The sequence below is a fragment of the Ruegeria sp. BI7 genome, from assembly GCF_056537925.1.
The window spans coordinates 1,502,393-1,527,914 of sequence record NZ_JBQFSK010000001.1; the positions used below are offsets into that span (position 1 = coordinate 1,502,393).

The 25,522-nt window shown below is 56.6% G+C and carries 30 protein-coding genes; 17 read left to right on the forward strand and 13 right to left on the reverse strand.

What is annotated here, in order from left to right; translation table 11 throughout:
- Nucleotides 1-25 precede the first annotated feature (25 nt).
- Together ACR0JB_RS07520 and ACR0JB_RS07525 are read right to left on the reverse strand one after the other, a co-directional pair.
- Nucleotides 26-355, reverse strand: coding sequence for a sarcosine oxidase subunit delta (locus ACR0JB_RS07520; RefSeq protein ID WP_170349132.1), 330 nt, complete (start codon nt 353-355; stop codon nt 26-28).
- Between the two features lie 76 nt (nt 356-431).
- Entirely contained in the window at nt 432-1,676 is a 1,245-nt protein-coding gene (locus ACR0JB_RS07525) for a sarcosine oxidase subunit beta family protein (protein ID WP_170375896.1), read from the reverse strand.
- On the opposite strand from ACR0JB_RS07525, the gene ACR0JB_RS07530 reads away from it, so the two are divergent.
- Genes ACR0JB_RS07530 through ACR0JB_RS07545 form a run of 4 tightly spaced genes read left to right on the forward strand, consistent with a single transcriptional unit; the run spans nt 1,675 to nt 3,805 of the window.
- Nucleotides 1,675-1,845 carry a hypothetical protein gene (locus ACR0JB_RS07530; protein WP_170349134.1) on the forward strand — a complete coding sequence of 57 codons (171 nt, stop codon included), beginning with the start codon at nt 1,675-1,677 and terminating at the stop codon, nt 1,843-1,845. The genes ACR0JB_RS07525 and ACR0JB_RS07530 overlap by 2 nt on opposite strands.
- Before the next feature lie 26 nt (nt 1,846-1,871).
- Entirely contained in the window at nt 1,872-3,092 is a 1,221-nt protein-coding gene (ccmI, locus tag ACR0JB_RS07535; RefSeq protein WP_480789787.1) for a c-type cytochrome biogenesis protein CcmI, read from the forward strand.
- Nucleotides 3,089-3,553, forward strand: a complete 465-nt coding sequence (ruvX, locus tag ACR0JB_RS07540; protein WP_170349136.1) for a Holliday junction resolvase RuvX — start codon at nt 3,089-3,091, stop codon at nt 3,551-3,553. The genes ccmI and ruvX overlap by 4 nt, the downstream gene beginning before the upstream one ends.
- 18 nt (nt 3,554-3,571) lie before the next feature.
- Entirely contained in the window at nt 3,572-3,805 is a 234-nt protein-coding gene (locus tag ACR0JB_RS07545; RefSeq protein ID WP_170349137.1) for a DUF1289 domain-containing protein, read from the forward strand.
- 249 nt (nt 3,806-4,054) lie between these two features.
- On the opposite strand, the gene ACR0JB_RS07550 is transcribed toward ACR0JB_RS07545, so the two are convergent.
- The 4 genes from ACR0JB_RS07550 to dusA are packed head-to-tail and all read right to left on the reverse strand — an operon-like array spanning nt 4,055 to nt 7,464.
- Nucleotides 4,055-4,783 (reverse strand): SpoIIAA family protein, encoded by a 729-nt coding sequence (locus ACR0JB_RS07550; protein WP_170396292.1) that lies wholly within the window; start codon nt 4,781-4,783, stop codon nt 4,055-4,057.
- 33 nt (nt 4,784-4,816) lie between these two features.
- A complete protein-coding gene (locus ACR0JB_RS07555; protein WP_170396294.1) occupies nt 4,817-5,599 on the reverse strand; it encodes a hypothetical protein in 783 nt (260 codons plus the stop codon).
- A complete protein-coding gene (locus tag ACR0JB_RS07560) occupies nt 5,596-6,420 on the reverse strand; it encodes a sulfite exporter TauE/SafE family protein (protein WP_170396295.1) in 825 nt (274 codons plus the stop codon). Before ACR0JB_RS07560 ends, ACR0JB_RS07555 begins: the two co-directional genes overlap by 4 nt.
- A 39-nt stretch (nt 6,421-6,459) precedes the next feature.
- Nucleotides 6,460-7,464, reverse strand: coding sequence for a tRNA dihydrouridine(20/20a) synthase DusA (gene dusA / locus ACR0JB_RS07565; RefSeq protein ID WP_170396297.1), 1,005 nt, complete (start codon nt 7,462-7,464; stop codon nt 6,460-6,462).
- A gap of 88 nt (nt 7,465-7,552) precedes the next feature.
- On the opposite strand from dusA, the gene ACR0JB_RS07570 reads away from it, so the two are divergent.
- From ACR0JB_RS07570 to ACR0JB_RS07580, 3 genes are all read left to right on the forward strand, one after another.
- A complete protein-coding gene (locus ACR0JB_RS07570; RefSeq protein WP_254440494.1) occupies nt 7,553-7,696 on the forward strand; it encodes a pyocin activator PrtN family protein in 144 nt (47 codons plus the stop codon).
- A gap of 11 nt (nt 7,697-7,707) precedes the next feature.
- Entirely contained in the window at nt 7,708-7,812 is a 105-nt protein-coding gene (locus ACR0JB_RS07575) for a pyocin activator PrtN family protein (RefSeq protein ID WP_254440493.1), read from the forward strand.
- 266 nt (nt 7,813-8,078) lie between these two features.
- Nucleotides 8,079-8,540, forward strand: a complete 462-nt coding sequence (locus ACR0JB_RS07580) for a hypothetical protein (protein ID WP_480789788.1) — start codon at nt 8,079-8,081, stop codon at nt 8,538-8,540.
- A 164-nt stretch (nt 8,541-8,704) separates the two neighbouring features.
- Here ACR0JB_RS07580 and ACR0JB_RS07585 read toward each other — a convergent pair whose 3' ends face one another.
- Entirely contained in the window at nt 8,705-8,923 is a 219-nt protein-coding gene (locus tag ACR0JB_RS07585) for a GDCCVxC domain-containing (seleno)protein (RefSeq protein ID WP_254440492.1), read from the reverse strand.
- 4 nt (nt 8,924-8,927) lie between these two features.
- Complete coding sequence (locus ACR0JB_RS07590; protein WP_170505464.1) at nt 8,928-9,251, reverse strand: hypothetical protein; 324 nt, start codon at nt 9,249-9,251, stop codon at nt 8,928-8,930.
- A 99-nt stretch (nt 9,252-9,350) separates the two neighbouring features.
- Here ACR0JB_RS07590 and ACR0JB_RS07595 point away from each other — a divergent pair, with 99 nt between their 5' ends.
- From ACR0JB_RS07595 to ACR0JB_RS07605, 3 genes are all read left to right on the forward strand, one after another.
- Entirely contained in the window at nt 9,351-9,749 is a 399-nt protein-coding gene (locus ACR0JB_RS07595) for a MerR family transcriptional regulator (protein ID WP_480789789.1), read from the forward strand.
- Between the two features lie 103 nt (nt 9,750-9,852).
- Entirely contained in the window at nt 9,853-11,256 is a 1,404-nt protein-coding gene (locus tag ACR0JB_RS07600; protein WP_480789790.1) for a sensor histidine kinase, read from the forward strand.
- Complete coding sequence (locus tag ACR0JB_RS07605) at nt 11,253-11,900, forward strand: response regulator (protein WP_170577623.1); 648 nt, start codon at nt 11,253-11,255, stop codon at nt 11,898-11,900. Before ACR0JB_RS07600 ends, ACR0JB_RS07605 begins: the two co-directional genes overlap by 4 nt.
- A gap of 75 nt (nt 11,901-11,975) precedes the next feature.
- Here ACR0JB_RS07605 and ACR0JB_RS07610 read toward each other — a convergent pair whose 3' ends face one another.
- The 4 genes from ACR0JB_RS07610 to ACR0JB_RS07625 form a co-directional block, all read right to left on the reverse strand.
- Nucleotides 11,976-12,800 carry a hypothetical protein gene (locus ACR0JB_RS07610; protein ID WP_174821538.1) on the reverse strand — a complete coding sequence of 275 codons (825 nt, stop codon included), beginning with the start codon at nt 12,798-12,800 and terminating at the stop codon, nt 11,976-11,978.
- A 159-nt stretch (nt 12,801-12,959) separates the two neighbouring features.
- Complete coding sequence (locus ACR0JB_RS07615; protein WP_170396309.1) at nt 12,960-13,841, reverse strand: cation diffusion facilitator family transporter; 882 nt, start codon at nt 13,839-13,841, stop codon at nt 12,960-12,962.
- 111 nt (nt 13,842-13,952) lie between these two features.
- A complete protein-coding gene (locus ACR0JB_RS07620) occupies nt 13,953-14,912 on the reverse strand; it encodes a c-type cytochrome (RefSeq protein ID WP_170396311.1) in 960 nt (319 codons plus the stop codon).
- Nucleotides 14,913-14,925: 13 nt separating this feature from the next.
- Nucleotides 14,926-15,393, reverse strand: a complete 468-nt coding sequence (locus ACR0JB_RS07625; RefSeq protein WP_170396314.1) for a c-type cytochrome — start codon at nt 15,391-15,393, stop codon at nt 14,926-14,928.
- A gap of 86 nt (nt 15,394-15,479) precedes the next feature.
- Between ACR0JB_RS07625 and ACR0JB_RS07630 the strand changes: the two genes are divergently transcribed.
- Nucleotides 15,480-16,325 carry a LysR family transcriptional regulator gene (locus ACR0JB_RS07630; RefSeq protein WP_170396316.1) on the forward strand — a complete coding sequence of 282 codons (846 nt, stop codon included), beginning with the start codon at nt 15,480-15,482 and terminating at the stop codon, nt 16,323-16,325.
- Between the two features lie 651 nt (nt 16,326-16,976).
- Here ACR0JB_RS07630 and ACR0JB_RS07635 read toward each other — a convergent pair.
- Entirely contained in the window at nt 16,977-17,579 is a 603-nt protein-coding gene (locus tag ACR0JB_RS07635; RefSeq protein WP_170349142.1) for a TetR/AcrR family transcriptional regulator, read from the reverse strand.
- A gap of 139 nt (nt 17,580-17,718) precedes the next feature.
- Here ACR0JB_RS07635 and ACR0JB_RS07640 point away from each other — a divergent pair, with 139 nt between their 5' ends.
- From ACR0JB_RS07640 to ACR0JB_RS07665, 6 genes are all read left to right on the forward strand, one after another.
- Nucleotides 17,719-18,183, forward strand: a complete 465-nt coding sequence (locus tag ACR0JB_RS07640) for a (2Fe-2S)-binding protein (protein ID WP_480789791.1) — start codon at nt 17,719-17,721, stop codon at nt 18,181-18,183.
- 3 nt (nt 18,184-18,186) lie between these two features.
- Nucleotides 18,187-20,373 (forward strand): xanthine dehydrogenase family protein molybdopterin-binding subunit, encoded by a 2,187-nt coding sequence (locus ACR0JB_RS07645; protein WP_480789792.1) that lies wholly within the window; start codon nt 18,187-18,189, stop codon nt 20,371-20,373.
- 137 nt (nt 20,374-20,510) lie between these two features.
- Nucleotides 20,511-21,830 (forward strand): glutamine synthetase family protein, encoded by a 1,320-nt coding sequence (locus tag ACR0JB_RS07650; protein WP_480643992.1) that lies wholly within the window; start codon nt 20,511-20,513, stop codon nt 21,828-21,830.
- A 58-nt stretch (nt 21,831-21,888) separates the two neighbouring features.
- Nucleotides 21,889-22,569: a type 1 glutamine amidotransferase gene (locus tag ACR0JB_RS07655; protein ID WP_170505450.1), complete on the forward strand. Its 681-nt coding sequence runs from the start codon at nt 21,889-21,891 to the stop codon at nt 22,567-22,569.
- Nucleotides 22,569-23,927, forward strand: a complete 1,359-nt coding sequence (locus ACR0JB_RS07660; protein ID WP_170505447.1) for a glutamine synthetase family protein — start codon at nt 22,569-22,571, stop codon at nt 23,925-23,927. Before ACR0JB_RS07655 ends, ACR0JB_RS07660 begins: the two co-directional genes overlap by 1 nt.
- An 8-nt stretch (nt 23,928-23,935) precedes the next feature.
- On the forward strand, nt 23,936-25,240 hold the full coding sequence (locus ACR0JB_RS07665) for an NAD(P)/FAD-dependent oxidoreductase (protein WP_480789793.1): 1,305 nt from the start codon (nt 23,936-23,938) through the stop codon (nt 25,238-25,240).
- Nucleotides 25,241-25,522 lie beyond the last annotated feature (282 nt).

The window sequence follows — 25,522 nt, forward strand, 5'->3', positions numbered from 1 at the left end:
GCGGAATTACGGGTGGTGACGCGGGTCATTCGAACTCTCTCCAAGTCCAGCCGGGGCGCTTGGCCGAGATGGCATCCTTAATCTCTTTCGGAGGTTCGGTGACCTGTGCGGAATACGTGCCAAACACCTCAAGCGTCTGGGTACAGCGCGCGGCGTGGAACCACTTGCCACAGCCATTTGCGTGGCGCCAGCGTTCCAAATGGACGCCTTTGGGGTTTTCGCGCATGAACAGGTAGTCGTGGAACTCGTCATCCGACGAGCCCGGACCGAAACGCTTCAGATGCGCCTCGCCACCAGCGGCCAGTTCGGTTTCTTCGGCGTCGACGCCGCAATACGGGCAATTCAGGATCAGCATGTGTTCATCCTTTTGGCGGTCGGTCGGCACAATGGCCGACCTGAATTCTGTTTGTGGGCAACCTCGAGCAGCGCCCTTAGTGCGCCACCCCGGCGGCAACGCTTTCGTCGATGAAGCGGCCCTCTTTGAAACGGTCCAGCGAAAACGCTTCGGTCAGCGGCGAATGGCCGGTGGCCATCAACTGCGCCATCCCCCAGCCGGACCCCGGGATTGCCTTGAAGCCACCTGTGCCCCAACCACCGTTGATGAAGCAGCCTTGTAGCGGCGTCTTCGACAGGATGGGCGAGCGGTCACCGGTCATGTCCACGATACCACCCCACTGGCGCAGCATCTTCAGACGCGAAATCATCGGGAAGGTCTCGACCAACGCGCGGACGGTTTCCTCGATATGGTGGAAGGACCCGCGCTGAGTGAAGTTGTTATAGGCATCAGTACCGCCACCAATCACCATCTCACCCTTGTCGGACTGAGACATGTAACCGTGCACGGTGTTGGCCATCACGACCACATCCATGCAAGGCTTGATCGGCTCGGAGACCAGCGCTTGCAGGGCGATCGCCTCAAGCGGAAGACGGAAGCCTGCCATCTCGGCCAGCTGACCTGAATGGCCTGCGACCACGATGCCCAGCTTTTCGCAATCGATAGCACCTTTGGTGGTATCTACGCCAACGACACGGCCGTCCTGAGAACGCACACCTGTGACTTCGCATTGCTGGATGATGTCCATGCCCATTGCCGAACACGCACGGGCATAGCCCCATGCCACGGCGTCGTGCCGCGCAGTGCCACCGCGTTCTTGCCACAGAGCCCCCAGAACCGGATAGCGCGGACCGTCGATATTGATGATCGGAACCAGCTGTTTGACACGTTCGGGCTCAATCCACTCCGTCTGCACGCCCTGCAGCGCATTGGCATGGGCGGTGCGCTGATAACCGCGGATTTCGTGCTGTGTCTGCGCCAGCATCATCACACCGCGGGGGCTGAACATGATGTTATAGTTCAGGTCCTGGCTCAGGTCCTCGTACAGACCACGCGCCTTTTCATAGATCGCCGCCGACGGGTCCTGCAGATAGTTCGACCGGATGATGGTCGTGTTGCGCCCGGTGTTGCCGCCGCCCAGCCAGCCTTTTTCGATCACGGCGACGTTCTGGATGCCGTAATTCTTGCCAAGATAATAAGCGGTCGCCAGACCATGCCCCCCTGCGCCGACGATTATCACGTCGTACCGCTTTTTCGGTTCGGGCGAGCGCCACGCGCGCTCCCATCCGGTGTGATAGCGCAGGGCCTCCCGCGCCACAGCAAAGGCTGAGTAGTGTTTCATGAGCGAATCCATCCGGTTCGGTGATTGGCGCAGATATGCCGTGCGCGAACACTTTACCCCTGCCGCACAGCGCCACAATATCGAACTATTGCGACATCCGCCCTTTTATTGCGACATGACGTCCTCTCGCGGCCATTTGTCCCTTTTGTCGCCCCGCCGAGAGGTCTAAGTCAGGGCAGCCATATCGGAGAAACCATGTCGTTCCTGGTCGTCACCATTCTAACCGCACTGCTGATTGCCCTGTTCCTGGGCTTTTCCCTGCTCCGCAGCCGCAAAACGCGTGAGCCTGCGGCGGCATATGATCTGCGTGTCTATCGCGAGCAGCTGGCGGGCGTGGACAAGGATCTGGCCCGTGGCGTTATCGGCGAGGCCGACGCAGACCGGGTCCGCACGGAAATCTCACGCCGCATTCTGGCCGCCGACGCGCAGATGCAGGCCGGGGTTGATCGCGCCGGACCTCCTCGCTGGGCCAGCGTTACCGCCTTTGCTGTTATCGCGCTTGTCGTCGTGGGCGGTGCGATCTGGATGTATCGCCAGATGGGTGCCGCAGGGCTGCCGGATCAGCCCTTGTCGCTGCGGCTGGAGCAAGCCGAAACTCTGCGTGCCGAACGCCCCAACCAGGCCGAAGCCGAAGCAGCCGCCCCGCCCGCACAATTGCCGCAGCTGGATGAGAGTTATGCCAATCTTCTGAATCAGTTGCGCGAGACTGTTGCAGCACGCCCCGATGATCTGCAGGGCCATATCCTGCTGGCTCAACACGAGGCGAATGCAGGCAATTTTCCCGCCGCTTACGCAGCCCAGCAACGTGTGATCGAGCTGTCTGGCGACGATATACCCGCCGATGCCTTTTCACATCTGGCCGAGATGATGATCCTGTCCGTGGGCGGCTATGTCTCGCCCGAGGCTGAAGAGGCATTGAGGCAGGCGCTGAAACGCGACCCGCGCCATGGGCCGGCGCAATACTATCTAGGGCAGATGATGGTGCAGATCGGACGCCCCGACGTTGGATACCGGGTCTGGGTCGATGCCCTCCGCGATGCCCCTGTCGGCGCGCCATGGGCCGATGCCATTCGGGCCCAATTGGACGAGCTGGCTTTCCGCGCCGGGGTATTCAACGCGCCTGAAATACCTGCTGCCCCCGGCCCCAGTCAGGGTGACGTCGACGCCGCAGCCGAACTGACACCGGAAGAACGGCAAGAAATGATCAAGGGCATGGTCAACCAACTGTCTGAACGTCTGGCCTCTGAGGGCGGTTCACCCGAGGAATGGGCGCGTCTGATTGCAGCCCTTGGCGTGTTGGGCGAAGGTCAGCGGGCCATCGACATTAAAAACGAGGCTATGGAAGTCTTTGCGGGAAATGCCGATGCCATCGAACTGATCGACGCCGCCGCATTGCAGGCCGGAATCGCACAATGATTCACGATGCATTCGAAGAATTTGCTGCCGCCCTGCCGCCGATGACTGCGCTGATGGGTCTGGATCTGGGCGAAAAAACCATCGGGGTCGCCGTCTCGGACCGGATGCGCGGTGTGGCCAGCCCGTTGGAGACCGTGCGGCGCAAAAAATTCACCCTGGATTCTGCGCGATTGCTTGAACTGATCGCTGACCGCGAGATTGGCGGTGTCATTCTGGGTCTGCCGAAAAACATGGACGGAACCGAAGGCCCCCGCTGCCAATCCACCCGCGCCTTTGCCCGAAACCTGTCGCGGCTGACCGAAGTTTCCATCGGGTTCTGGGACGAACGGCTCAGCACGGTTGCGGCCGAAAAGGCACTGCTTGAGGCGGATACGACACGAAAACGTCGCGGACAGGTTATCGATCACGTCGCCGCTGGCTATATTCTGCAAGGGGCGCTGGACAGGCTGCGCTTTCTTTAGTTGCGACGGGATACGGCAATGACGAACATGGTTTGGAAAAGGAACGAGGTCGAAAGCCCCTGTATCCAGATCTGTGTCGTTCACCCGACCGAACGTATCTGTACCGGTTGCTACCGCACGATCGATGAAATCTCGCGCTGGTCTAAAATGGACAGCAACGAGCGCGCTGAGATCATGGAAAATCTGCCCTCACGCAAACCCCAGCTGACCAAACGCCGGGGCGGTCGCGCGGCACGCCTGAAAGATACTTAATCCAATCCAAATCTAGGGGATTGAATGAATCTGCGCCGCTGCAGGTTGGTCTGAACTTCGAGGGGGATCAAGTTCGAACACTTGTGGTGAGTGAGTGGCAACCCACAGCGACGCGCTTCAGTTTTCAGGTTCCTCCGAAGTGGTTACGCGGAAGAACATGGCATTGCTAATCGTTTTTTGACCATTCAATCAAGAAAAACAAAGCCTGACCTAGCATGACCTGACGTAAGCGTCAGGTTTAATCTTGGCCTACCCGGCAGCCAGCCAGGATTTGGCATTTTCGATATCCTCAGATGCAAAGAACTGAGTTCTCGTGCCCAGAACATGACTGGCCGCCCGTTGCGCCATATGTTGCCACGCTTTGTCCCCAACGATGGCCGCGCGATCCAGCATACCGGCATGTTTCCGAACCAGTTTGAAATGCGATGCCAGCGCTGACAGACCCTGCCAGCCGTCAAATTCCCGCAAGTCGATCAACAACCGGAACCCCTTCTTGGCTTGCAACAGGTTATCGAGGTCCCGTTCCGCCCGGCTGAATTCGTCGGGGTCCAGCTTTCCTAAGAGGCTGATCTGAATGCACGGCCCACCCAGATCAACCACGTGAATCGACCCCAAAGATTCGCGCATCCAGCGGCGGGCGGCCTCCAGTTCGGAAAGCGCAAAGACTTGTACCGGGCATGGCAGGATCGGGGCAGCCAGGCGGATACTGGTCTTTACCCAACCCTGATCCGCCGCCACGCCAATGCGATCAAATCCGCGCCAGTGGCTCAGCCCCAGCTTTGTATCGGCCCAAGCGGCACTTAGGTCGTAACCCTTGAATTCCGGCTGAACGACGGCCAGCAGACGCACGTTTTCATGTTCGGTCAATGCGGCCTCGATAGCGGGCACCAGAACCTCGCTGTAATCAGTGCTGGTCACCTCGCCGGACAGTTCGATTTCCAGCAATGCTCCGTCCGAATTCCTGTGGACCGTAATCATCAAAAACCTCCAAATCCGAATAATGGCAGGAGGTTAGGCGGATTCGATCCATTCGGCTACTCCCCCGGCGCACTCGGGGCGGAAATAGGCGATCATGCGTCCATCCGCCCCTGCCGAGGCATTGGCGCCCCATGGGGCCACCCCATGCAGGCAATGACGGTGCAACAGGTAGGCCTCACCGGGTTTGGCGGGCAATTCGATGCGTGGGCAAGTGTCAAATACTTCGCGGCGCGCAGCCTGATACGCCTCGGTTATATCCACCTGATGCAGACTATTGCGTGGGTGCCCGTCCAGCGCGTGTTTGAACGCGGCGCGCAGGATTTTATGACTGCGTTCCCACAGCACCATGGGGGCGGCATCAATACTGGCATCGTTCAGAGGAATGCCCAATATCCACGCATGCGGCTCATCCACCCGCCGCCGCCGATCCGGTCCCGCAGGCCGCAACCCGTCCACATGTGCCGCGTCCCGCTTTAACCGATACTGACCGGCGCTGGCGCTTTCGCCTTGTCGCGGGCGTGGATAGCCGGGGTAGATGACCGAGACCTGCCCCTTGTGCAGCGGCAGTTCTCCGTACTGATCAGTGATGAAATCCATGGCCTGGCCGGACAACACCCTCGATTGCCCAACCCTGCCCCGCGGGTCATTGTCCAGCGCGTCAACGCCAATAAACCATGTCCCCTCACAATCCAGCCATTGGGCATGGGCTGGGTCAGTGACAGATGCACGGGCAGCAGGCAGCGCATGCCCAACCCATTCGGCCAGCGCTGGATCGAATGGGAACCGGATCCAGCCATTTTCGTGAAAATCACTCACAGTCCCAGTGCCTTACGCAGCATATTCAGGGCGACCAGCGTCAGGAACACGGCAAACACGCGTCTGAGGGGTTTGGGGTTCATCGCATGAGCCAGCTTTACCCCCCACGGCGCGGTGATTGTCGTCATGACGACAACGATACCAAAAGCAATCAGATTGACCGCCCCAATAGTCAGTGGCGGGCGGTGTTCCAACGGAACATCCAGAAATAGAAAGCCAAGAACCGAAGGCACCGCGATGATCACGCCAAAACCGGCAGCAGTTGCCACGGCGCGGTGAATGGGCGTGTTGTAAAGGCTCATCAGTGGCACGCCGAAACTGCCGCCTCCGATCCCCATCAACACCGAAAGAAAGCCCACCGGGGGCGACAGTACGGCACGTTTGATCCCTTTGGGCATGGCGTCACCCAACCGCCATTCAGATTTGCCTAGCCCAAGATAGGCACCGATGACCATCCCCAGAACGCCAAACAAAATCTGCAGAACCTCGGTCCGCAGCGCCGAGGCCACCAGAACGCCGATGATCGCCCCGACCGCAATCCCAGGCCCCCAGCCGTGCAGAATTTCCCAGTCAACAGCGCCTTTTTTGTTGTGCGACAACACCGATCGCACAGAGGTCACGATGATCGTCGCCAAAGAGGTCGCCAGACACAGCTGCATCAACTGCGGGCCGCCATATCCAAGCGTCTGGAAGGCATAGAAAAAGGCGGGCACCAGCACGATACCCCCACCAACACCCAGCAATCCGGCCAGAACACCGGCCAGCGCCCCGATTACAAGCAAAAGGCCCAGCATCTGGGCCAGCAACATCGTCTCGGGCATCTTCCCCCCATAGCGGCCTGTGGCCGTATCTTGATCCGCTCAAACCTCGACCAGAGGCGCCACGCGCTCCAGTGCCTGCAACATCACCTCGGGGCCCCCGCCCTCATGCACCGCGCCTTCCGACAAGGCCCGCCGCCAGGCCCGCGCACCGGGGCGACCGGCAAACAAGCCCAGCATATGACGAGTGATCTGGTGCAACCGGCCCCCTTCGACAAGGTGAGCCTCAACATAGGGAACCATTTCCTGCACAACTTCGACGGGATCAGCCGCCTGCCCGGTGCCGTAGATCAGCGGGTCAGCTTCCGCCAAAATGTCGGTCGGCTGATGATAGGCCGCGCGCCCGATCATGACGCCGTCCAGCCCTGCCTCAAGATGCGTTCGCGCCTGATCCAGAGAGGTAATGCCCCCATTGATCGAGATATGTAGATCGGGAAATGCCGCCTTCATCCGGTGAACCAGATCATAATCCAAAGGCGGAATATCGCGGTTTTCCTTGGGGCTGAGGCCCTGCAACCAAGCCTTACGCGCGTGGATCGTCACTCGTTCGCAACCGGCCGCGCGGATTTGGTCCAGAAATGTTGGCAGAATCTCTTCGGGGTTTTGTTCATCCACGCCGATCCGGCATTTGACCGTCACGTCAACATCCACAACCTCACGCATAGCAGATACGCATTCGGCAACCCGGCTCGGGTCCTTCATCAAAACCGCCCCAAATGTGCCGGACTGCACCCGATCCGAAGGGCAGCCGCAGTTCAGGTTGACCTCATCATAGCCCACCTCGGTCCCAAGCTGCGCCGCCTGCGCCAATTCCTTTGGATCGGACCCGCCCAGTTGCAGCGCTACGGGGTGTTCCTGAGGGCTGTACCTCAGCAAATGCATCGCCCCACCGCGCACCAGCGCTGGGGCCGTCACCATTTCCGTGTAAAGCAACGCCTGCCTACTGAGCAGCCGGTGCAGATAGCGACAGTGCCGATCCGTCCAATCCATCATCGGCGCACAACTTAAAGTTGCATTTTTAGCAATATTTTTTCTTTTATTTTCCATGACTTAACACCTTGGAAACCGTCGCCGCTTCAGACTTGTCGAGTTAGTGCAAAATTGGACCGACAGCAATAGGCAGGAATAATACGTAATGGACACAAGATTTCTACTACTCGCACGCTACAACGGTTTGCCTATCATCCCATTGAAGCAGGTTCGAGATGACTTCTTTCAACACTTGTCGCTTGCCAAACTTCTAAGGAAAATCAAAGACTTTCAAGTCGCCTACCGTTGATACGAACTGATTTGAGCCAAAAGAGCCATAGAGGTGTTCACATAGAGGACCTAGCGAATTACCTGGATGAAAGGCGGGAGAAAGCACTGCGAGAGCTCAACCAGTTTCATAGCTAAAAGGTAACGTGTAATTGACTGGGGGCGTAGGCAAACAAACGCACCCTCACTTAGTACCTCTGGCCACCAAGCAGACCTTCGCTGCTAGTGCAGCACTAGGCCCTAGCAACGGCGGCAAAGCACTGGAAGCGGACTTTAAATCAAAGATGCAGTGTTTTGGAGCCTTGGACAGCAGCAATGCGGACAAAGCTGCCGTTGCTAGGCTTGGTTTCCACCAACTAAGATGAAACAAGGCTGTCTCTTAGTCGCTGTAGTTGAGATATTCTATGACTGACCTTTGGAAGACTATCGATCATCCGACTGTTGTTTGGGCCAACGACAGCGAGAATTGGCTAACCAAGCAGATTCAGCCCATCAACCAAAGCCTGTTGGTCGTGGACATAGCTGCCGCAATAAGGGGCTCTGAACAAGAAAGCGTTGGCGGAATTGACGGCGTTTATCCCCTTGAAATCAAGCTCGAAAGCGATGCGTTGCGGTTAAGATTTTATGACTTCGTTGCGTATTCAGTGACTGCTGAAATGTTTACTCAACAAGGCAATCAAGAAGCTTCGGTCGGTGGTTGGCTTCGAATTTTCTCGAAATCATTCTACTTGGAGTTTGTAGAACGAAGTACATGGGCGACATCAGGATTTCCCGGAGATTTGATACACTATCAGATCAACACGCTTGACCATACGATTGATGTAGTAACTTCGAACCCTCCTGAAATTCTCAAATCGATTCAATGAAGCGGGGTAGCTACGGGCTCAGACCGGTCATTTGACGGTTTCGGTAGATCATAGAGTCGGTTCAATCGGAATCAAGGTCAGCAACGCGGACAAAGCTCCAATTCGCTGCCAAGTAGCATCCCGGTCGTAGAGCGTCAGAAATGCAAAGAAAGCTGGCATTGCCTCTAACCGCAGCACGAACTGCCGTCTTGAATTGGCGGACATGGGACAGTTGCGTAGGAGCAAAAAACACAGCAATCGCCTTCTAAAGGCTTCAAAACTGACTTGCATGATTTGCATTCAAAAAACCACTGGCACGAGTCAGTTGGCATTTTCTCGGTTTCAACGTGCCCACACCAAGGGCAGGTCAATGTGCTATCGAGCACCACAGTTTGTTTTGTCATTGTCTCACATCTGCATGATTAGATAATCGTTGATTTGAGCCTCATTGAACACGATGACCCATGCCGACGCGGTAATCGCCGTGCTTCCGACAAGCCACCATTTCAGATTTGCCAACGTCCCGTTTCGAAGCACTAAGAACCACGAAACTGCGACCAGCGCTGTTGAGATGGCGAGAACATAATAGCTTGCTGCCGCTATTCTTCCGAATACCGCCAACCAACTGCCACCCAAGCCGAGCAACATCATAGCCATTGGAAGGACACAGCATGTTGCGACCCCCAGAGCGGAAACCGATCCCAGGTAGCTGAGGGTCACATATTTCTTCATCTTTTGCTCCCAAGGTGCTCGATTTGATTGTGTTGAGGCATGGACGCTAACAGCGTATAACTCCTGTAGTAACTACAGGATCAAGTGGAGGCACTTCACATGATTGCGATAGGTGAGGCTTCCCGGCAATCCGGGGTCGGGATTGAAGCCATCCGCTACTACGAACGCGAAGGTATCGTGCCAAGACCCGCACGCGCCCTGAACAATCGTCGCCACTATTCAGCAAACGACGTGGGAAGACTTCGGTTTTTGAAGAAATGCCGCGATCTGGGGTTTCCTCTATCCGACGCAAAGGCTCTTTTGGAGCTGTCAGAAGGAAGTGCCGAAGACTGCCGGTCAGTGAAAGAATTGGCCGAGGCACACATTGCCAACGTTCGAGGCAAGATTGATGAGCTCAGACGCCTGGAGCACGCCTTATGTGAGCTTACGGCCAATTGTGATAGCGGAAACGTTCAATACCCGATGCTGCAAAGACTGAGAACGATGGATGATATCTGACTCTGGCCGCTGAGCGGAATCAAAGGGTATGAGATTTAGCCAGATCGCGTCAGACCAAGGTCTGTGGTGCGGTAAGAGATTGTAGTTCATAGTCGATTTCACGATGAGAGTGAAAGTAACCGACCTGACGATTGGCAATTGGTCGTTGTCGCGAGTGTTTCTTGCGGCCAGCATTTTCGTGATGGGTACTGCTACCGCAATCGTCGGGGTCTGGGTGTCAAATCGAATCCAGAACGCAGTCGTGCAAAACTCCGCCAACTCTGCCGCTATATATATGGAAAGCGTCGTATCCCCGCTCAGTCAGGAATTGGCACATGGCGACCGCCTCTCAGACCAGGCGAGCCTGGCGCTGGACGAGATTTTCATGACCCAGCCAATGCGTGACCGTATCGTTTCCTACAAATTCTGGAAGCAAGGCGGTGTGATTGCGCATGCCTCGGATACAGACATCATTGGAAACCGTTTCAATCCAACGGATGATCTAAGGCGGGCGTGGAACGGTGACATCTCCGGCTCTTTCGAAGAGCTTGATCATGCCGAGAGCGCCGCCGAGGCGGCATTGGGGATACCACTGCTTGAAGTTTACAGTCCCATCCGCGAACTCTGGTCCGGCGAGATCATCGCAGTTGCGGAGTTCTACGAAAGAGCCGACCAGCTGGAGATAGATTTGGCCAAGGCCAGGCGAACAAGTTGGTTGGTCGTCGGTTCTGCATTTCTGGCAAGTACTATCGTTCTGTATTCCATTGTCGCAATTGGTGACAAAACAATTCGACGTCAGGGGGCTCTTCTTAATCAGCGTCTGACAGAAAGTGAGAGGATGGCCGAGCAGAATGCCCGGCTGCGTTTGCGTGTGGTCGAGGCGTCAGAAAGATATGCCACGCAAACAGATCGGTTCCTAAAAAAACTCGGTGCCGAGCTACATGATGGTCCTGCGCAATACTTGTCGCTCGCCGCCCTTAGACTGGAGGCGGCGTTTTCCAAAGAGTCCGAAAGGCCTAAGGAGGCAGAAGAAATTCAGCAGTCTTTGCAAAAATCTCTGACTGAAATTCGTGCAATATCGCGAGGGCTGTCCGCGCCAGATATCGACAGCCTGTCGCTCGTTGATGTTGTGAACAGAGCCGTAGAGGATCATGCCGAACACAGCCCGTTGCGACCTGATATTTCATTCCAAGGTAGCCAGACTCCAGAGTTGTCATTGTCCGACAAGCTGTGCGTTTTTCGGTTCCTTCAGGAGACGCTTTCCAATGCCGCGAGATATGCTCCAGCTTCCAAGTGCACTGTTATCTCTGAGGCGCAGAGCGACTGCATAGTTGTGAAGGTAACAGACGACGGACCTGGATTTGACAAGTCAGAAGAAACCGCGTTGCGAGATGATGGTGGCCAGGGGTTAATGGGCTTGCGAGATCGGGTCGAGAGTATTGGTGGGCGGTTCGAAGTCGCATCGAGACCGGGCGAAGGCACCACCATTTCTATGACACTATTTCCCAGAAAGTTAGGCACATCATGACTACGTCTGTCGTAATAGCTGATGATCACCCGATATTCAGGGATGGTTTGCAACGAACGTTGGATGAAGCTGATGGTTTTGAAGTTTTGGCCGCTGGGTCCAACGCTGAAGAGGCAGTGTCGCTGGTCGGCACGCATAAGCCGGACATAGCTATTCTTGACCTCTCTATGCCCGGTGGCGGGATAAGCGCGACACGTAAAATTGCTGCAATGGAAAATCCACCCGTCGTTGCAATTTTGACGGTCTCAGAGAACAGCAGCGATGTCGCGGACGCCTTGGAGGCGGGCGCGATTGGGTACATTGTGAAGGGAGTAACCGCGAGCGAACTAACCGCTTCCTTACAAAGCATTGCCGCAGGTGAAGGGTTCGTTTCTCCGGGCTTGGCCTCGCGAGTATTGCTTCAAATCAACGCTGACACCGGCATGTCTGTTAACAGCAGCATTCTCGATGACCTTACGCATCGTGAGGAAGAAATACTTCGACGAGTGGCCAAAGGACTGAGTAATCGTGAAATCGCTGATGAGTTAGACCTTCAGGAAAAGACCGTGAAGCACTACATGACGGCAATCCTGTCCAAGCTTCATGCGCGAAATCGGGTAGAGGCCGCGCTCATTGCCCATGATGTTTGGAACAAGGGAGATTAAATTCGGTCTCTATGACGACGATGGCGGCCTCTCACTAAGAGAAGCCGCCAACGGATTATCGAATAGAGTTTCTGTTCAGTTGGCAACCGATTGTAACCTCCGGCGATCAGAGGCCGTTGCGTTTCTTTCAACAACAGTCCGGTTGTACGGGTCTTTCAACTCGTAGCGCCCAAACTCGATCTCCTCTTTCCAACCATTGGCATAGTTCACTTCGATATTGTTGCCCTGGCGTTCGATTTTTGTAGGTCGACTTCCAGCAGTGCCGCCTTGCCCAGAAGAGCGCACGTTGTCGATTGAGATACCATTAGCCAATGACCGAAGCCTTGAGACGTCAGCACCGGTCGCGGGGCGCTCCTCAACAGTTCGGTTTTGAGCGTTCTTTCTCTCATACCGCCCGTTTTCGATCTCCTCCTTGGTTCCGTCGGCGTAACGCACTTCGATGCCGTTAGCGTTTGTTTCAACCTTTGTTATCCCTGCCGAACCCGACGGTTTGCCCCCAGCTTGAGACCGATCCTTCTTTCCGCTGCCTTTGTTGGAGCGTTTGGAGTCATCATCGTCATCGTCATCGTCGTCGCGACCACTTTTTCCTGATCCCGAATTGTCGTCACGATCATCATCTCGGTCGTCGTCGCGATCATCGTCTCTGTCGTCATCACGATCATCATCCCGGTCGCCACCACGGCCGCTATTACCCGATCCCGAATTATCATCCCGGTCATCGTCCTGATCATCGTCGCGACCATCCCCGTCTTTCCCCTTACCGCTTTTGGCAAAGGCATATGACGGTTCAAAATGTAGGCGACCATCGGCATCAAACGCTGGCACATAGGGCGTCGCCGCAATCAACGATGCCAACGCCGCAGTGCTAAGAAGTTGACCCAGCTTTCTTTGAATTTTCATTTTCGCCTCCAATTCTGATCATCACGCTTCGTGACATTGGAGACAGGTTACTATTGGTCCGGTTTTCTCACATCGGGCTTAGGTCTGACGAATTTCAAGCCGAACGTCTTAGTCAAATCAGTCAAACCGATAGAGTTTTTGCGGAGCCATATGACAAGTTTAGTGGAAGTTAACCCCGTCACCCTTCAACTCGTCATCAGGTTCGAGGTGAATGACAAAGACAGAACCCGGATATAAACGATCCAGTTCTTCCTCGATGTCATTGCATATATCGTGCGCTGCGCTGACTGGCATTGTGCCGTCCACAACAAGATGAAACTCGACGAAGATGACATTTGCGGATCTGCGCCCTTTGAGGTCGTGGTACTCTAAAGCTGCGCCGAGATTTGCTTCGATTGCGTTGGAAACAGTCTGCAAGTCATGATCCGAAAGTGTCACATCCATCAGGCCATCGACGGATGCCCGAATAACTTTCCAGCCCTCCCACAAGATGTTCAGCGCAACAAGAATTGCCAGAATTGGGTCGAGGATCAACCAGCCTGTGGCAAGCGCCAGTATCAGACCTGCGATCACACCAACTGAAGTCATAACATCCGTAAATATGTGCCGGGAGCTTGCCTCCAAAGCAGGCGAACCCTCGCGCCTGCCGATTTTGAGCAATAGGTAGGCCCATGCGCCATTCACACCCGTTGCAATGACATTGACGACGATTCCAAGCAGCGGCGCATCCTCAAGATGCGGGTTTGGGAGTGCCAGCACAGCTTCTCTGATGATCAAGAACGCCGCCAGCACAATCAGTACGCCCTCGACGACGGCAGAAAGATACTCGGCTTTTTTGTGACCAAAGGGGTGGTTTTCATCAGGGGGTTTATTGGCAACCCGAACTGCGAAGTATGCCAGCAACGCCGCAACGACATTCACGGTAGATTCCATTGCGTCCGACAACAACGCCACCGAGCCTGTCAGCCACCAAGCCAACAGTTTCAGAGCCAGTACCGCAACGGATATCGGAATGGACCAAAGAGCGATTTTTTGTGTCATTTGGCCGCGACCCTCAGTCAATCATGAACAGAAACTCGGGTGATTGGTGAGCTCCGATGTTCAAAACGTAAAACAGGTGTTTGGTGAAAAGGGAATAGGCCCTGCGGCTTCCTACCGGCGACCGACGACAGCATCTGGTCTCCCTGCATGGCGCCAACGACGTTTCTCTGATGGAAGCCCCGTCGACGAAACAGGAACAGCTTTTAGATACGCGGCAATCGCCAACCGGTCCTTATCCGTGAGGCGAGATGTGTTTTCTATGACCTCCACCATTTCACCACCAGCACTGTCATAATCCGGCGTGAAGCCAGATTTGAGGTACTCGGCAATGTCAGCCTCGGACCAATCAAGTTGGTCTGAGGTAAGGCCGGGGATACGACCTTTCCCGTTCGGATTTGGAGCACCCGTCAGCCAAAGGTCTCGTTTTAAACCACCTAGACCATTTCGCGGGGTATGGCATTCAGCGCAATGACCCAGCGCCTCGACCAAATACCTGCCATGTCTTTGTTGGTCGGTCAAATCACCTTCGACTACCCAGCCTGGTGTCATGAACAACAGTTTCCATCCCCCCAATCCACGACGAACATTGAAAGGAAAACCCACCTCATGCGGAACGCTTGCAGTTGTGGCTGGTGGCAGAGTGCCGAGGAATGCGTGAAGCGAAACGACGTCGTCCGCTGACATGTTGGCGTAAGATGTATAGGGAAACGCTGGAAAATAGTGCTGCCCTTCAGGTCCGGTCCCATGGATCAAGGCGTTGGCCAGATCCAGGGCAGACCAGGACCCTATACCGAATTCTGGGTCACTGGAAATGTTGGGGGCAGTGAACGTGCCGAATTCCGTCTCAAACCGGCGACCACCGGAGAGCATGAGCTTGTCCTCGCCAACTGCATCAGGCGCTGCATGACAGGATGCGCATCCTGCGGCGTAGAATACGATTTCACCTCTGGCGTGATCTGGGTTCAAACCGTCGAGTTGAGGCTGCTCCACTCTTTGTGGTCGGGTCAGTACCAAACCGGCCAACCCAACCAAAAGTACAACGAAAGCGGTAAATAGGAAAATCCGCTTCACAACTATCTACCTATTAGTCTTTCGGTGCTCTGTACGCTTTGTGACACGCCGAACAGCTTCCACCCAGATCGCCCATGGCCGCTTTCAGGGCATCAACATCCTGGCCAGCCGCAGCCTGCATCGCAATAGCGGCATCAGCCATGGCCTGCCCTTTCGCACCAACGTCAGGGAAGTTTTCCCAGATTGCCGGAAGCGCTCGGGTGGACGGATCGGACACATTGTCAGATCCCTGAGGCCACATCGCGGATTGGTCGATCTGCGTCAGAACAACAAGGTTATTTGCAGCACGTGTCGCGGCCTCGGCATCATAGTCCACCTCGCCTTTAGCCATACCGCCAAGTGTACCAAGATTGAAGGCATAGAGCTGCATGATTGAGGTTCGAGCTTTCACAGCCGGGTTTTCACTTTCGTGGGCGATGGCTGTTCCAATGGCGACCAATGACAAAAGACCTGCCGCGAAGATTGAGAACTTCTTCATCATGATGTTTCTCCCTGTTCAATGCTCCGAATGCTAGCTTGAACGAATTTTCTTGTAATTGTTTGTTATTGGTCGTTACTTGTTAATTTATGAACAATGAAAACTGGGATGATATTCGGTACGCACTAGCCGTGAGCAAATACGGTTCGTTGAACGCGGCGGCGGCGGCGATGGGCGTCACGCACGCCACAGTCTTGCGCAGGGTGGCCGCGTTCGAAGAGCGCAATGGTTGCGTAATTTTCCAGAAAAGTCCGTCAGGATATTCCGTTCTCCCCGAAGCCAGTGCGATCTTTTCGGCCATGGAAAGCGTTGAAGAAGCGGTACTTTCGGTGGGGCGGGCAGTTGTCGGAGCAAATCGTTCCCCAATGGGTCACGTGCGCATTACATCGACCGATAGTCTTTGTCAGATTGTTCTCCCTAGAATACTCAACGAAATCTCACTCCTCTACCCCGGCCTGAGACTGACTTTGTTAAGCGGAAACAGTCACCATGATTTATCACGGTTGAGTGCAGACATTGCCGTGCGGCCATCGGTAAAGCTCGGAGATGGACTAATCGGAGAGCGTGCCGGAACGCTGTCCTTCGGCGTCTTTGACGATGGTTTCCCCAATCGCAAGTGGATGAGGCTTGACGGAGCGTTGAGCCGTTCCCTCCCAGCTAAATGGCTAGCGGAGAATGTGGACTCTGACGAAATGACCAATGGAGCAGACAGTTTTCTAGTGCTACAGCAGATGGCTGCCTCGGGAGCGGGTAAGACCTTTCTGCCTTCTTTTTTTGGCGACGTGGATACCCGTCTTAAACGGTCACAGGACGTGCATCCTAAGATCGAAGTTCCGCTGTGGGTCGCGACGTTAGAAGAAATCGCGCATACCCCAAGGTTTGCCGTTGTTCAGAAGGCATTAGTTGAACGCATATACAAAGCGCTAGCTAAGTAATCTCCAACAAAGACTAACAAGTTCTTGCCTTTTTCGCCTCTCAGGACTTGCGAAATCCTGCCGGAAATGTCTGCTTCGCGCTGTGAGCTGCCGATCAAAGAATGCAGCATAACTTTAATTTTGCTTGGTGGGTCTGGGCTCGCAACCGACATTCAGTCATTTCACTAAGACTATTGACGGGCTCCTAGGGTTCAAGGTCGGCGAAGTGTTGTAAGCAGCCTCGTGCACTCGCAGCTACCGGATCACTCGGCTATGTCCGGTAAGGGCTCGTTGCGACCTCACCAGGCTGCATGGAGCAAGTTTCAAAGATATAAACTCACTGGTCGGACAACTCGGAACACTTTTCAGGACAACATTTTTCGGAGAGAAGAATAAGATACTGATTTTAATTAATTTTTAACAAAACCCGTCCAGTCCATCATGGGGGCAACGGACAGACGGGCCGCGCGCCTAAGTCCACCCCCTTTCAGGGCTGTGTTTTCTGCTAAATTCGACATACTTTCCGCGCCCGTCTTGGCCTTGTTCCTCAGGGGATCATTTCAGAACAGCCCTGTAGCACTATTTCGGGATCGAGTGCCACTCGGAATGCCAAATTGTCAGTTTCGTGACGAATCTCAGCCAGGGCGGATGATATGTGACGGGTTTTGACCCTTACACCGCATAACGGCTGATCATCATTTCGACGCTGTTTTCGATGGTTTCGGCCATTTCGGCCTCGCTCAGCACAGACCCGGTGAACAAAAGGGGCCAAAATGCGCGCGCTTTGATCAGGCCGATGAATTCGCGCCCCGCCTGTTCCGGATCGTCGATCCGCAATTGCCCGTCCTCGGCTGCATCCCGCATCATGCCGATGAAGGCGGCAGTTTTGTCTAGTTTGCCTGTCGCCTCGGCAGCAAGGGCCGGGCTGCGCAAGGTTTCGCTGATCACCATCCGGGACATCGCCATCACATCCGGCATCATCAGGATGCGCCCTTCGGCCCAGGCCAGTTCGGTCAGTTGTTCGCGAATATCACGGCCTTTTTTGTACCGGATTTCGACCACTTCGGCAAAGCGGCTGGACAGCTCGATCACAATCGAGCGAAACAGGTTTTCCTTGCTTTCGAAATACTTATACAGCGTACGCTTAGACACCTCGGCCTGCGCCGAGATGCGATCCATGCTGGCTGCGGCAAAGCCCTTGTCCTGGAACTCGGCCACAGCAGCTTCGATGATCTGCGCGTATTTGGTCGCATTCGGTGCGCTGCATTCGGTCATGTCAGAGCTATAGACCTATTGACAGGGGGCGGTCAAATCCTAGGTAAACGCAGGAGTTTACAATGGCGATATTCTGTGCCACTAGTAAACGCGCCAGTTTACCGACTCAGGTAACCAGCCCAACACGGAAGGTCCCCTCATGGCACTGACATTGAAACTGAATGGCGAAACCCACACGGTTGACGCCGAACCCGGCACGCCCTTGCTGTGGGTAATCCGGGATGAATTAAAACTAACTGGAACCAAATTCGGCTGCGGCGTCGCCTCGTGCGGTGCCTGCACCGTACACCTGAATGGCGAGCCCGTACGCTCGTGCCAGACCTATATCGAAGACGTCGAAGATGCCGAGATCACCACAATCGAGGCCGTCGGCAATGACAACATCGGCGCCGCCGTTCAGCAGGCCTGGGTTGAGTTGGACGTCGTTCAGTGCGGCTATTGCCAATCGGGTCAGGTGATGTCGGCCGTTGGGCTGTTGTCCGAAAATCCCACCCCATCCGTCGAAGAGATTGACAATTACATGCACGGCAATGCCTGCCGCTGCGCCACCTATCAACGCATTCGCGCCGGCATTCAGCGCGCGTCCGAAATTCTGGAGGCCTGATCTATGACCATCAACACCTCTCGCCGTGGGTTTCTGAAAGGGGCCGCCGCTGCCGGTGCTGTTCTGCTGGTTGGTGCGCGTGCCGATGGCGTGCTGGCTGCGACCTCATCCGAGACTGCGCAATTCAACCCCTTCGTCAAGATTGATGCGAATGGCACAGTGACGGCCATCGTCAAACACTTTGAAAAAGGTCAGGGCCCCGCAACCGGCCTGCCGACGTTGATCGCCGAAGAAATCGGTCTTCGCATGGATCAGATCAACTACGAATTCGCGCCATCTAACGCGCAGGTTTACAACAACCTTCTGTTCGGCCCCTTTCAGGGCACCGGCGGGTCGACCGCGATGGCGAATTCGTGGATGCAATATCGTCAGGCTGGTGCCGCCGCGCGCGAAATGCTGATCGCCGCCGCCGCCCAAAGCTGGGGCGTGGATGCCGCGGGTATCACCATCGACGAAGGCATCGTCAAAGCGGGCGACCAATCCGCCCCGATTGCCGAGTTTGTGGCTGCGGCCTCTCAGCTAGACGCGCCCGCTGAGCCGCGCCTGAAAGACCCATCGGAATTCCGTCTGATCGGCAACGAATCCGTGCGCCGCAAGGATTCCGCCATCAAAGGCAACGGTCAGGCCATGTACGCCATGGACGTTCAGCTGCCAAACCAGATGGTCGCCATGATCAAGCGCCCTGAGTCAAAAGGCGGTATCGCCAACGGCTTTGACGACAGCGCGTCGAAAGAAGTCAAAGGCTATATCTCAGCCGCCGTTCTGCCCAATCAGGCAGGGGTCGCGGTTTACGCTGAAAACACCTGGGCCGCGATCCAGGCGCGTGACGCGCTTGAGGTTGATTGGGATATGTCGGGCGCGGAAACCCGCCATTCGGATCAGATCAAGGCCGAGATCATGGCCGCACTGGATGCCGAACCAACTTATAACGTGAACAAGGCGGACTTCGCAGCAGTCGCAGCAGCAATCGACGGGGCAGACAAAGTCATCGAAAAGACCTTTTACTTCCCGCTGCTGGCGCATGCTCCGATGGAGCCTCTGAACTGCACCATCGAACAAACCGCCGAGGGCGACATCGTCTTGCATGACGGTGCGCAAATGCCGACCGGCCCGCACATGGCGTATCAGCAAATCTTCCAACTGCCGCCCGAAAAGATCCACATCAAGACGATGCTGGCAGGCGGGTCGTTCGGGCGTCGCGCGACACCAGATGCGGATTATCAGGTCGAGGCAGCGCTGGCCTTTGTGGTCACCGACCGCTCGCGCCCGGTTAAACTGGTCTGGACGCGTGAGGATGACATCCGCAGCGGCTATTACCGCCCTGCCTTTGGTCACAAGGTCCGTGTGGGCCTGAATGCCGATGGCGACATCGTTGGCTGGCAACATCAGGTGGCTGGCCAATCGGTCATCAAGGGCACGCCGTTCGAGTCCGTTCTGGTGCATGACGGGATCGACCACAGCTCGATCGAAGGTATCGCCGACAGTCCTTATGCCATCCCCGGAATGGCGCTTGGGCTGACCGACACGCCGAAGGCAACGACGGTACTGTGGTGGCGCTCTGTGGGCCACACCCACACCGGCTATGTCATGGAGACGATGATGGATGCAGTTGCCGAGGCCGCAGGGCGCGATCCAGTGAAGTTCCGACTGTCGCACCTTGCCGACGCCAGCAACCCGGATCAGGCACGCAAAGCTACGGTTCTGAAACTGGCGGCTGAAAAAGGCAACTGGGGCAACGCGCCTGCAGGTCGCGCGCAGGGTATCGCAGTTCACAAGTCCTTTGGTTCTTATGCCGCTCAGGTTGTCGAGGTATCGGGCGATCCGGAAAACGGCATCAAGATCGAAAAGGTCACCTGTGCAGTCGATTGTGGCATTGCAGTGAACCCTGATGTGGTGCGCGCGCAGATGGAAGGCGGCATCGGTTACGGCATCGGGCATGTCATGCGCGATCAGATCACGCTGACAGATGGCGCTGTGGATCAATTCAACTTCCCGGATTATGAGCCGCTGCGGATTGGCGACATCGCCGCGATTGACGTACATATCGTTCCATCAGCCGAGGCACCCACAGGTGTTGGCGAACCGGGCACCCCACCCTCGGCCCCGGCGTTGGCCAATGCAATCAACGCATTGTCAGGCACGCATGTAGCCGAACTGCCAATGGCTGAAAACGGCGTCAGCTTCGTTTAAAGGCCATGCTCCGCGCCGTCCCCCTCTGGCGCGGAGCAACTTGCTGCAAAACCACTGCGGCAATAATTTGATCAAATTTAGTGACAAGGCGCGTTTAACCCATTACATCTCGGGTAACTCGAAGGATGGAGACCCCGATGGACCTGAGCGCCCTGCACAGTTTTCGCGTTGCTGCATGTGACCTAAACGGTCAGATGCGCGGCAAGCGAGTGCCGCCCTCATATGCCGACAAGCTGACTAAAGGCGCGGTGCGGATGCCCTTTTCCGCGTTGAATGTGGATCTATGGGGCGCGGATATCGACGGCAGCCCGCTGGTCTTTGAATCCGGTGACGCCGATGGAATGCTGCTGCCGACGGACCGCGGGCCGGTGCCGATGCCTTGGCTGGAAGCAGACACCGCGCTGGTCCAGATGTGCTTGCATGATGACGCAGGTGTGCCCTTTGCTGGGGATCCCCGACACGCGCTGGCCGCTGTGCTGGAACGCTATGCCCAGCGCGGCTGGTCTGTCATCGCAGCGACCGAACTGGAGTTCACTCTGCTGGACGCATCCGGCCCCCAGCCGCAGCCTCCAATCAACCCGGTCACGGATCGGCGGCTGGCGGATGAGGCAGTTTTGTCCATGGCCGAGATGGACGCGTTCGACGCGTTTTTCACCGATCTCTACGACGGATGCGCAGCCATGGGCATACCAGCCCAGACAGCGATATCCGAAAGCGGCATTGGCCAGTTCGAGATCAACCTGAACCATCAGGATGCCATGCGCTGCGCCGATGATACGTGGCTTTTCAAGGCCTTGACGCGTGGCCTTGCCCGCAAACATGGGTTTACGGCCACATTCATGTCGAAACCGTACGCCGATGACGCGGGCAACGGGATGCACGTGCATTTTTCGGTCGTTGATGAGGAAGGCCGGAACGTATTCGACAATGGCGGGCCTGAGGGCACTGATCTGCTGCGCTGGGCCGTTGCCGGATGTCTGTCGGCGATGCCGGGCTGCACGCTGATTTTTGCGCCCCACGGCAATTCCTACACGCGCCTTATACCCGGCGCGCACGCCCCGACCGGTGCCAGTTGGGCCTATGAAAACCGCACCGCCGCCCTTCGCATTCCCGGCGGTGCCTCTGCCGCACGGCGGATCGAACATCGCGTCGCGGGCGGCGACATCAACCCTTATCTGATGCTGGCGGCCGTTCTGGGTGCCGCGCTGAACGGGATCGAGGACGAGACCGAACCCCCCGCCCCAATCTCGGGCAATGCATATGAGATCGACAGCTTGCCGCAACTGGCGGCAGATTGGGGTGCAGCCATTACCGCGTTCGAAACCGACCCGAACGTAGCGCGCATCTTCCCCGCCGATCTGATCCGCTTTTTTGCCATGACCAAGCGGCAGGAAATGCGCCGCTTTGCCGACCGCCCGGCGGAAGAACACTGGCTAAGCTATCTCGAAGCGGTATGACCCTCTTGCCCGCGTGAACCCGGTGGGCTAGAATAAATTTGATCAAATTTGGTGACCCATGAAAATCGGCATCCTACTGACCGGCCACCCTCCTGACGTATTGCAGGACCAGTTCGACGAATATGACGCGATGTTTCGCGCGCTTCTGGACGGCAATGGCTTTACCTACGAAACCTTCGCCGTCGTGGACGGGCAGTTCCCAAAAGATGAGCTTCAGGCCGATGGCTGGGTCATCACTGGCTCGCGCCACGGCGCGTATGAGAACCACCCGTGGATACCGCCTCTTGAAGATCTGATCCGCGCCATTCGCCAAAGCGGACGCCCCTTGATCGGCGTCTGTTTCGGCCACCAGATCATTGCGCAGGCGCTTGGCGGGAAAGTCGAGAAATTCAAAGGCGGCTGGGCCGTTGGACGCACGGACTATGAATATGACGGCCAGACCATAACGCTGAACGCCTGGCATCAGGATCAGGTGATTGATTTGCCCGAAGACGCGCGCGTGTTGGGCACAAACACTTTCTGCCGTAACGCGATGGTGGCCTATGGCGACAACGTCTGGACGGTGCAGGCGCATCCGGAATACGGCGATGGCTTCATTCAGGGCCTCATGAACACGCGCGGAAAAGGCGTTGTGCCCGATGCGCTGATGGAGGCGGCAGCCAACCGCCTGCCCGCCCAGAATGACAACCCGAAGATCGGGCAGTTGATGGCCGAGTTTCTGAAGAAAGAGAGGGCCTGATGGCCGACTGGAAAGATCAACTGCCACAGGCAGCGCGAACCTATATCGATGGCCAACGGCTGGATGAGGTTGAATGCATCATCTCGGACTTACCCGGTATCGCCCGTGGTAAGGCTGTGCCCGCCTCGAAGTTTGCGAAGCAGAACTATTTCCATCTGCCCGACAGCGTTTTCTACCAAACCATCACGGGTGATTGGGGTGAGGCCGCCGGCGAGGATGGGTTTATCGAACGGGACATGATCCTCAAGCCTGACTTTTCGACCGCCTCGGCCGCGCCATGGACGGGCGACTGGACACTGCAAGTGATCCACGACGCCTATGACCGGGATGGAGAGCCGATCCCCTTCAGTCCCCGCAACGTGCTGAAACGGGTGGTGCAGATGTATCACGACAAGGGCTGGAAGCCGATTGTCGCGCCTGAAATGGAGTTCTTTCTGGTCGCCCGCAATGTCGATCCGGCGCAGGGGATCAAGCCGATGATGGGGCGTTCGGGGCGTCCGGCGGCGGCTCGTCAGGCCTATTCAATGACGGCAGTGGACGAGTTCGGCCCAGTGATCGACGACATCTACGATTTCGCCGAACACCAAGGGTTCGAGATCGACGGCATCACGCAAGAAGGCGGCGCGGGTCAGTTGGAAATCAATCTACGCCATGGCGATCCGGTCAAGCTGGCGGATGAGGTGTTCTACTTCAAACGCCTGATCCGCGAGGCCGCTTTGCGTCACGATTGCTTTGCCACCTTCATGGCCAAGCCGATCGAGGATGAGCCGGGCTCGGCCATGCATATCCACCACTCGATCATCGATACCGAGACCGGGCAAAACATATTCTCTGGCCCACAGGGCGGTGAGACGGACGCGTTCTATAACTTCATTGCCGGGCTGCAGAACCACCTGCCCGCCGGACTGGCCGTGATGGCGCCTTACGTGAACTCCTACCGTCGCTACGTGAAAGACCACGCCGCACCGATCAATCTGGAATGGGCACGTGATAATCGCACCACTGGTATCCGCGTACCCCTGTCCGGGCCTGAGGCGCGGCGGGTCGAAAACCGTATCGCCGGGATGGACTGCAACCCTTATCTCGGCATCGCGCTGTCGTTGGCCTGTGGCTATCTCGGCCTGACACAGCAGGAACGTCCCCGCCGTCAATTCTATGGCGACGCCTATGAAGGCGAAGGCGATATCCCGCAGGTTATGGGCAGCGCGCTTGACCTGTTTGATGAGGCCGACGCCCTGCATGAGGTCCTTGGCCCAGAATTCGCCCGCGTCTACAGCATCGTCAAACGCGCAGAATACGAGGAATTCCTGCAGGTGATCTCTCCGTGGGAGCGTGAGCATCTGCTGCTGAACGTTTGAGGTGCGCGATGAACCTGCTCTATTCCAACGACCGCAAGGCCGAGTATCCGGCCAGTTGGTATGCGGCTACGGCCAACCCGGTGGATCGGTTTCCGGCACTCTGCAAAGACGAGACAGCCGATGTCTGTGTCGTCGGTGCAGGCTACACCGGCCTGTCCGCCGCGCTGCATTTGGCCGAAGCCGGGCTCAACGTGGTGCTGCTTGAGGCGCACCGTGTGGGGTTCGGCGCGTCCGGTCGCAACGGTGGTCAGTTGGGAAGCGCCCAGCGCATGGACCAGGAAGACCTCGAGCGGTTGGTTGGAAACGATGATGCGGCAAAGCTATGGGATCTGGCAGAGGACGCAAAAGATCTGGTCAAATCGCTGATCGCTAAGCACCAGATCGACTGCGACCTGAAACCGGGCGTTGCCGTTCTGGGCCTCAGCGCAGGCGAGCAGCAAGACCTGCACGAACATGCCGCACATCTATCCGGCCGTTACAGTTACGATCAGATCGAATTGTTGGATGAAACCGCCGGCCACGCGCTGTGCCCATCGCCCTCTTACAGAGGCGGGTATCTGGACATGGGTGCGGCACATCTGCATCCGTTGAACTTTGCCTTGGGTCTGGCGCAGGCCGCGGTAAAGGCCGGGGTGCGTATCTTTGAGGGCACTGAGGTCACCGGTATCGACGAAGGCCAACACGCCAAGGTGCAGACGGCGAACGGAACGGTCAGAGCCGACCACGTTATTCTGGCCTGCAATGGCTATCTGGGCGATCTGAACCGCAGGGTGGCGTCAAGGGTCATGCCGATCAACAACTTCATCGCGGCGACCGAACCCTTGGGCGCTGATGCTGCCCGTGTCCTGACACGGGACGTTGCGGTCGCCGACACGAAATTCGTGGTGAATTACTTCCGCCTCAGCTCGGATGGTCGCCTGCTGTTTGGCGGTGGTGAGAGTTATGGCTACCGTTTCCCCCCCGACATAGCCGCCAAGGTGCGCAAACCTATGGCAGAGATTTTTCCGCATCTGCATGATGTGAAGATCGACTATGCCTGGGGTGGCACGCTGGCTATCACCATGCGCCGCATGCCCTACCTGACGCGAGTTGCGCCGAATATCCTGTCGGCCTCGGGCTATTCAGGCCACGGTGTCGGCACGGCCACCCATGCTGGTCAATTGATGGCACTGGCCATACAGGGACAAGCCGAAGGCTTTGACACCATGGCCCGCGTCCCCGCCCTGCCCTTTCCCGGTGGCTCCGCCCTGCGCAGCCCGTTGCTGGTTCTGGCAATGACGTGGTTTGCGCTGCGGGATCGGTTGGGGTTTTGAGGGCGAAGAACACCAGCTCGAATGCTTGCTTGTCCTCATTTGCATTACTCAGTTCGGCAAATCGCGAAGTATACATCGGTTTTCGATTAACGCCCCCAAGCACTGGACGCGTCAAGGCCGCCTGTATGATTCCATTTCGCAGAATTTTCCTAAAACTAGACCAATGTAGCAATTTCAGTTCATTTGGCGAACAACGCGAAAACCGGAATACTGGCTACGATGAGTTTCAGATCCTGAGCCTCGAGACGCCACGCGGACTGAGTCCATTCCTGTGTTGAATGC

Coding starts and splice junctions, on each gene's coding strand:
- ACR0JB_RS07520 (WP_170349132.1), bottom strand. CDS start 355: ATGCTGATCCTGAATTGCCCGTATTGCGGCGTCGACGCCGAAGAAACC.
- ACR0JB_RS07530 (WP_170349134.1), top strand. CDS start 1,675: ATGAGCGAATCCATCCGGTTCGGTGATTGGCGCAGATATGCCGTGCGC.
- ACR0JB_RS07525 (WP_170375896.1), bottom strand. CDS start 1,676: ATGAAACACTACTCAGCCTTTGCTGTGGCGCGGGAGGCCCTGCGCTAT.
- ccmI (WP_480789787.1), top strand. CDS start 1,872: ATGTCGTTCCTGGTCGTCACCATTCTAACCGCACTGCTGATTGCCCTG.
- ruvX (WP_170349136.1), top strand. CDS start 3,089: ATGATTCACGATGCATTCGAAGAATTTGCTGCCGCCCTGCCGCCGATG.
- ACR0JB_RS07545 (WP_170349137.1), top strand. CDS start 3,572: ATGACGAACATGGTTTGGAAAAGGAACGAGGTCGAAAGCCCCTGTATC.
- ACR0JB_RS07550 (WP_170396292.1), bottom strand. CDS start 4,783: ATGATTACGGTCCACAGGAATTCGGACGGAGCATTGCTGGAAATCGAA.
- ACR0JB_RS07560 (WP_170396295.1), bottom strand. CDS start 6,420: ATGCCCGAGACGATGTTGCTGGCCCAGATGCTGGGCCTTTTGCTTGTA.
- dusA (WP_170396297.1), bottom strand. CDS start 7,464: ATGGAAAATAAAAGAAAAAATATTGCTAAAAATGCAACTTTAAGTTGT.
- ACR0JB_RS07570 (WP_254440494.1), top strand. CDS start 7,553: ATGGACACAAGATTTCTACTACTCGCACGCTACAACGGTTTGCCTATC.
- ACR0JB_RS07580 (WP_480789788.1), top strand. CDS start 8,079: ATGACTGACCTTTGGAAGACTATCGATCATCCGACTGTTGTTTGGGCC.
- ACR0JB_RS07585 (WP_254440492.1), bottom strand. CDS start 8,923: ATGACAAAACAAACTGTGGTGCTCGATAGCACATTGACCTGCCCTTGG.
- ACR0JB_RS07590 (WP_170505464.1), bottom strand. CDS start 9,251: ATGAAGAAATATGTGACCCTCAGCTACCTGGGATCGGTTTCCGCTCTG.
- ACR0JB_RS07595 (WP_480789789.1), top strand. CDS start 9,351: ATGATTGCGATAGGTGAGGCTTCCCGGCAATCCGGGGTCGGGATTGAA.
- ACR0JB_RS07600 (WP_480789790.1), top strand. CDS start 9,853: ATGAGAGTGAAAGTAACCGACCTGACGATTGGCAATTGGTCGTTGTCG.
- ACR0JB_RS07605 (WP_170577623.1), top strand. CDS start 11,253: ATGACTACGTCTGTCGTAATAGCTGATGATCACCCGATATTCAGGGAT.
- ACR0JB_RS07610 (WP_174821538.1), bottom strand. CDS start 12,800: ATGAAAATTCAAAGAAAGCTGGGTCAACTTCTTAGCACTGCGGCGTTG.
- ACR0JB_RS07615 (WP_170396309.1), bottom strand. CDS start 13,841: ATGACACAAAAAATCGCTCTTTGGTCCATTCCGATATCCGTTGCGGTA.
- ACR0JB_RS07625 (WP_170396314.1), bottom strand. CDS start 15,393: ATGATGAAGAAGTTCTCAATCTTCGCGGCAGGTCTTTTGTCATTGGTC.
- ACR0JB_RS07630 (WP_170396316.1), top strand. CDS start 15,480: ATGAACAATGAAAACTGGGATGATATTCGGTACGCACTAGCCGTGAGC.
- ACR0JB_RS07635 (WP_170349142.1), bottom strand. CDS start 17,579: ATGACCGAATGCAGCGCACCGAATGCGACCAAATACGCGCAGATCATC.
- ACR0JB_RS07640 (WP_480789791.1), top strand. CDS start 17,719: ATGGCACTGACATTGAAACTGAATGGCGAAACCCACACGGTTGACGCC.
- ACR0JB_RS07645 (WP_480789792.1), top strand. CDS start 18,187: ATGACCATCAACACCTCTCGCCGTGGGTTTCTGAAAGGGGCCGCCGCT.
- ACR0JB_RS07650 (WP_480643992.1), top strand. CDS start 20,511: ATGGACCTGAGCGCCCTGCACAGTTTTCGCGTTGCTGCATGTGACCTA.
- ACR0JB_RS07655 (WP_170505450.1), top strand. CDS start 21,889: ATGAAAATCGGCATCCTACTGACCGGCCACCCTCCTGACGTATTGCAG.
- ACR0JB_RS07660 (WP_170505447.1), top strand. CDS start 22,569: ATGGCCGACTGGAAAGATCAACTGCCACAGGCAGCGCGAACCTATATC.
- ACR0JB_RS07665 (WP_480789793.1), top strand. CDS start 23,936: ATGAACCTGCTCTATTCCAACGACCGCAAGGCCGAGTATCCGGCCAGT.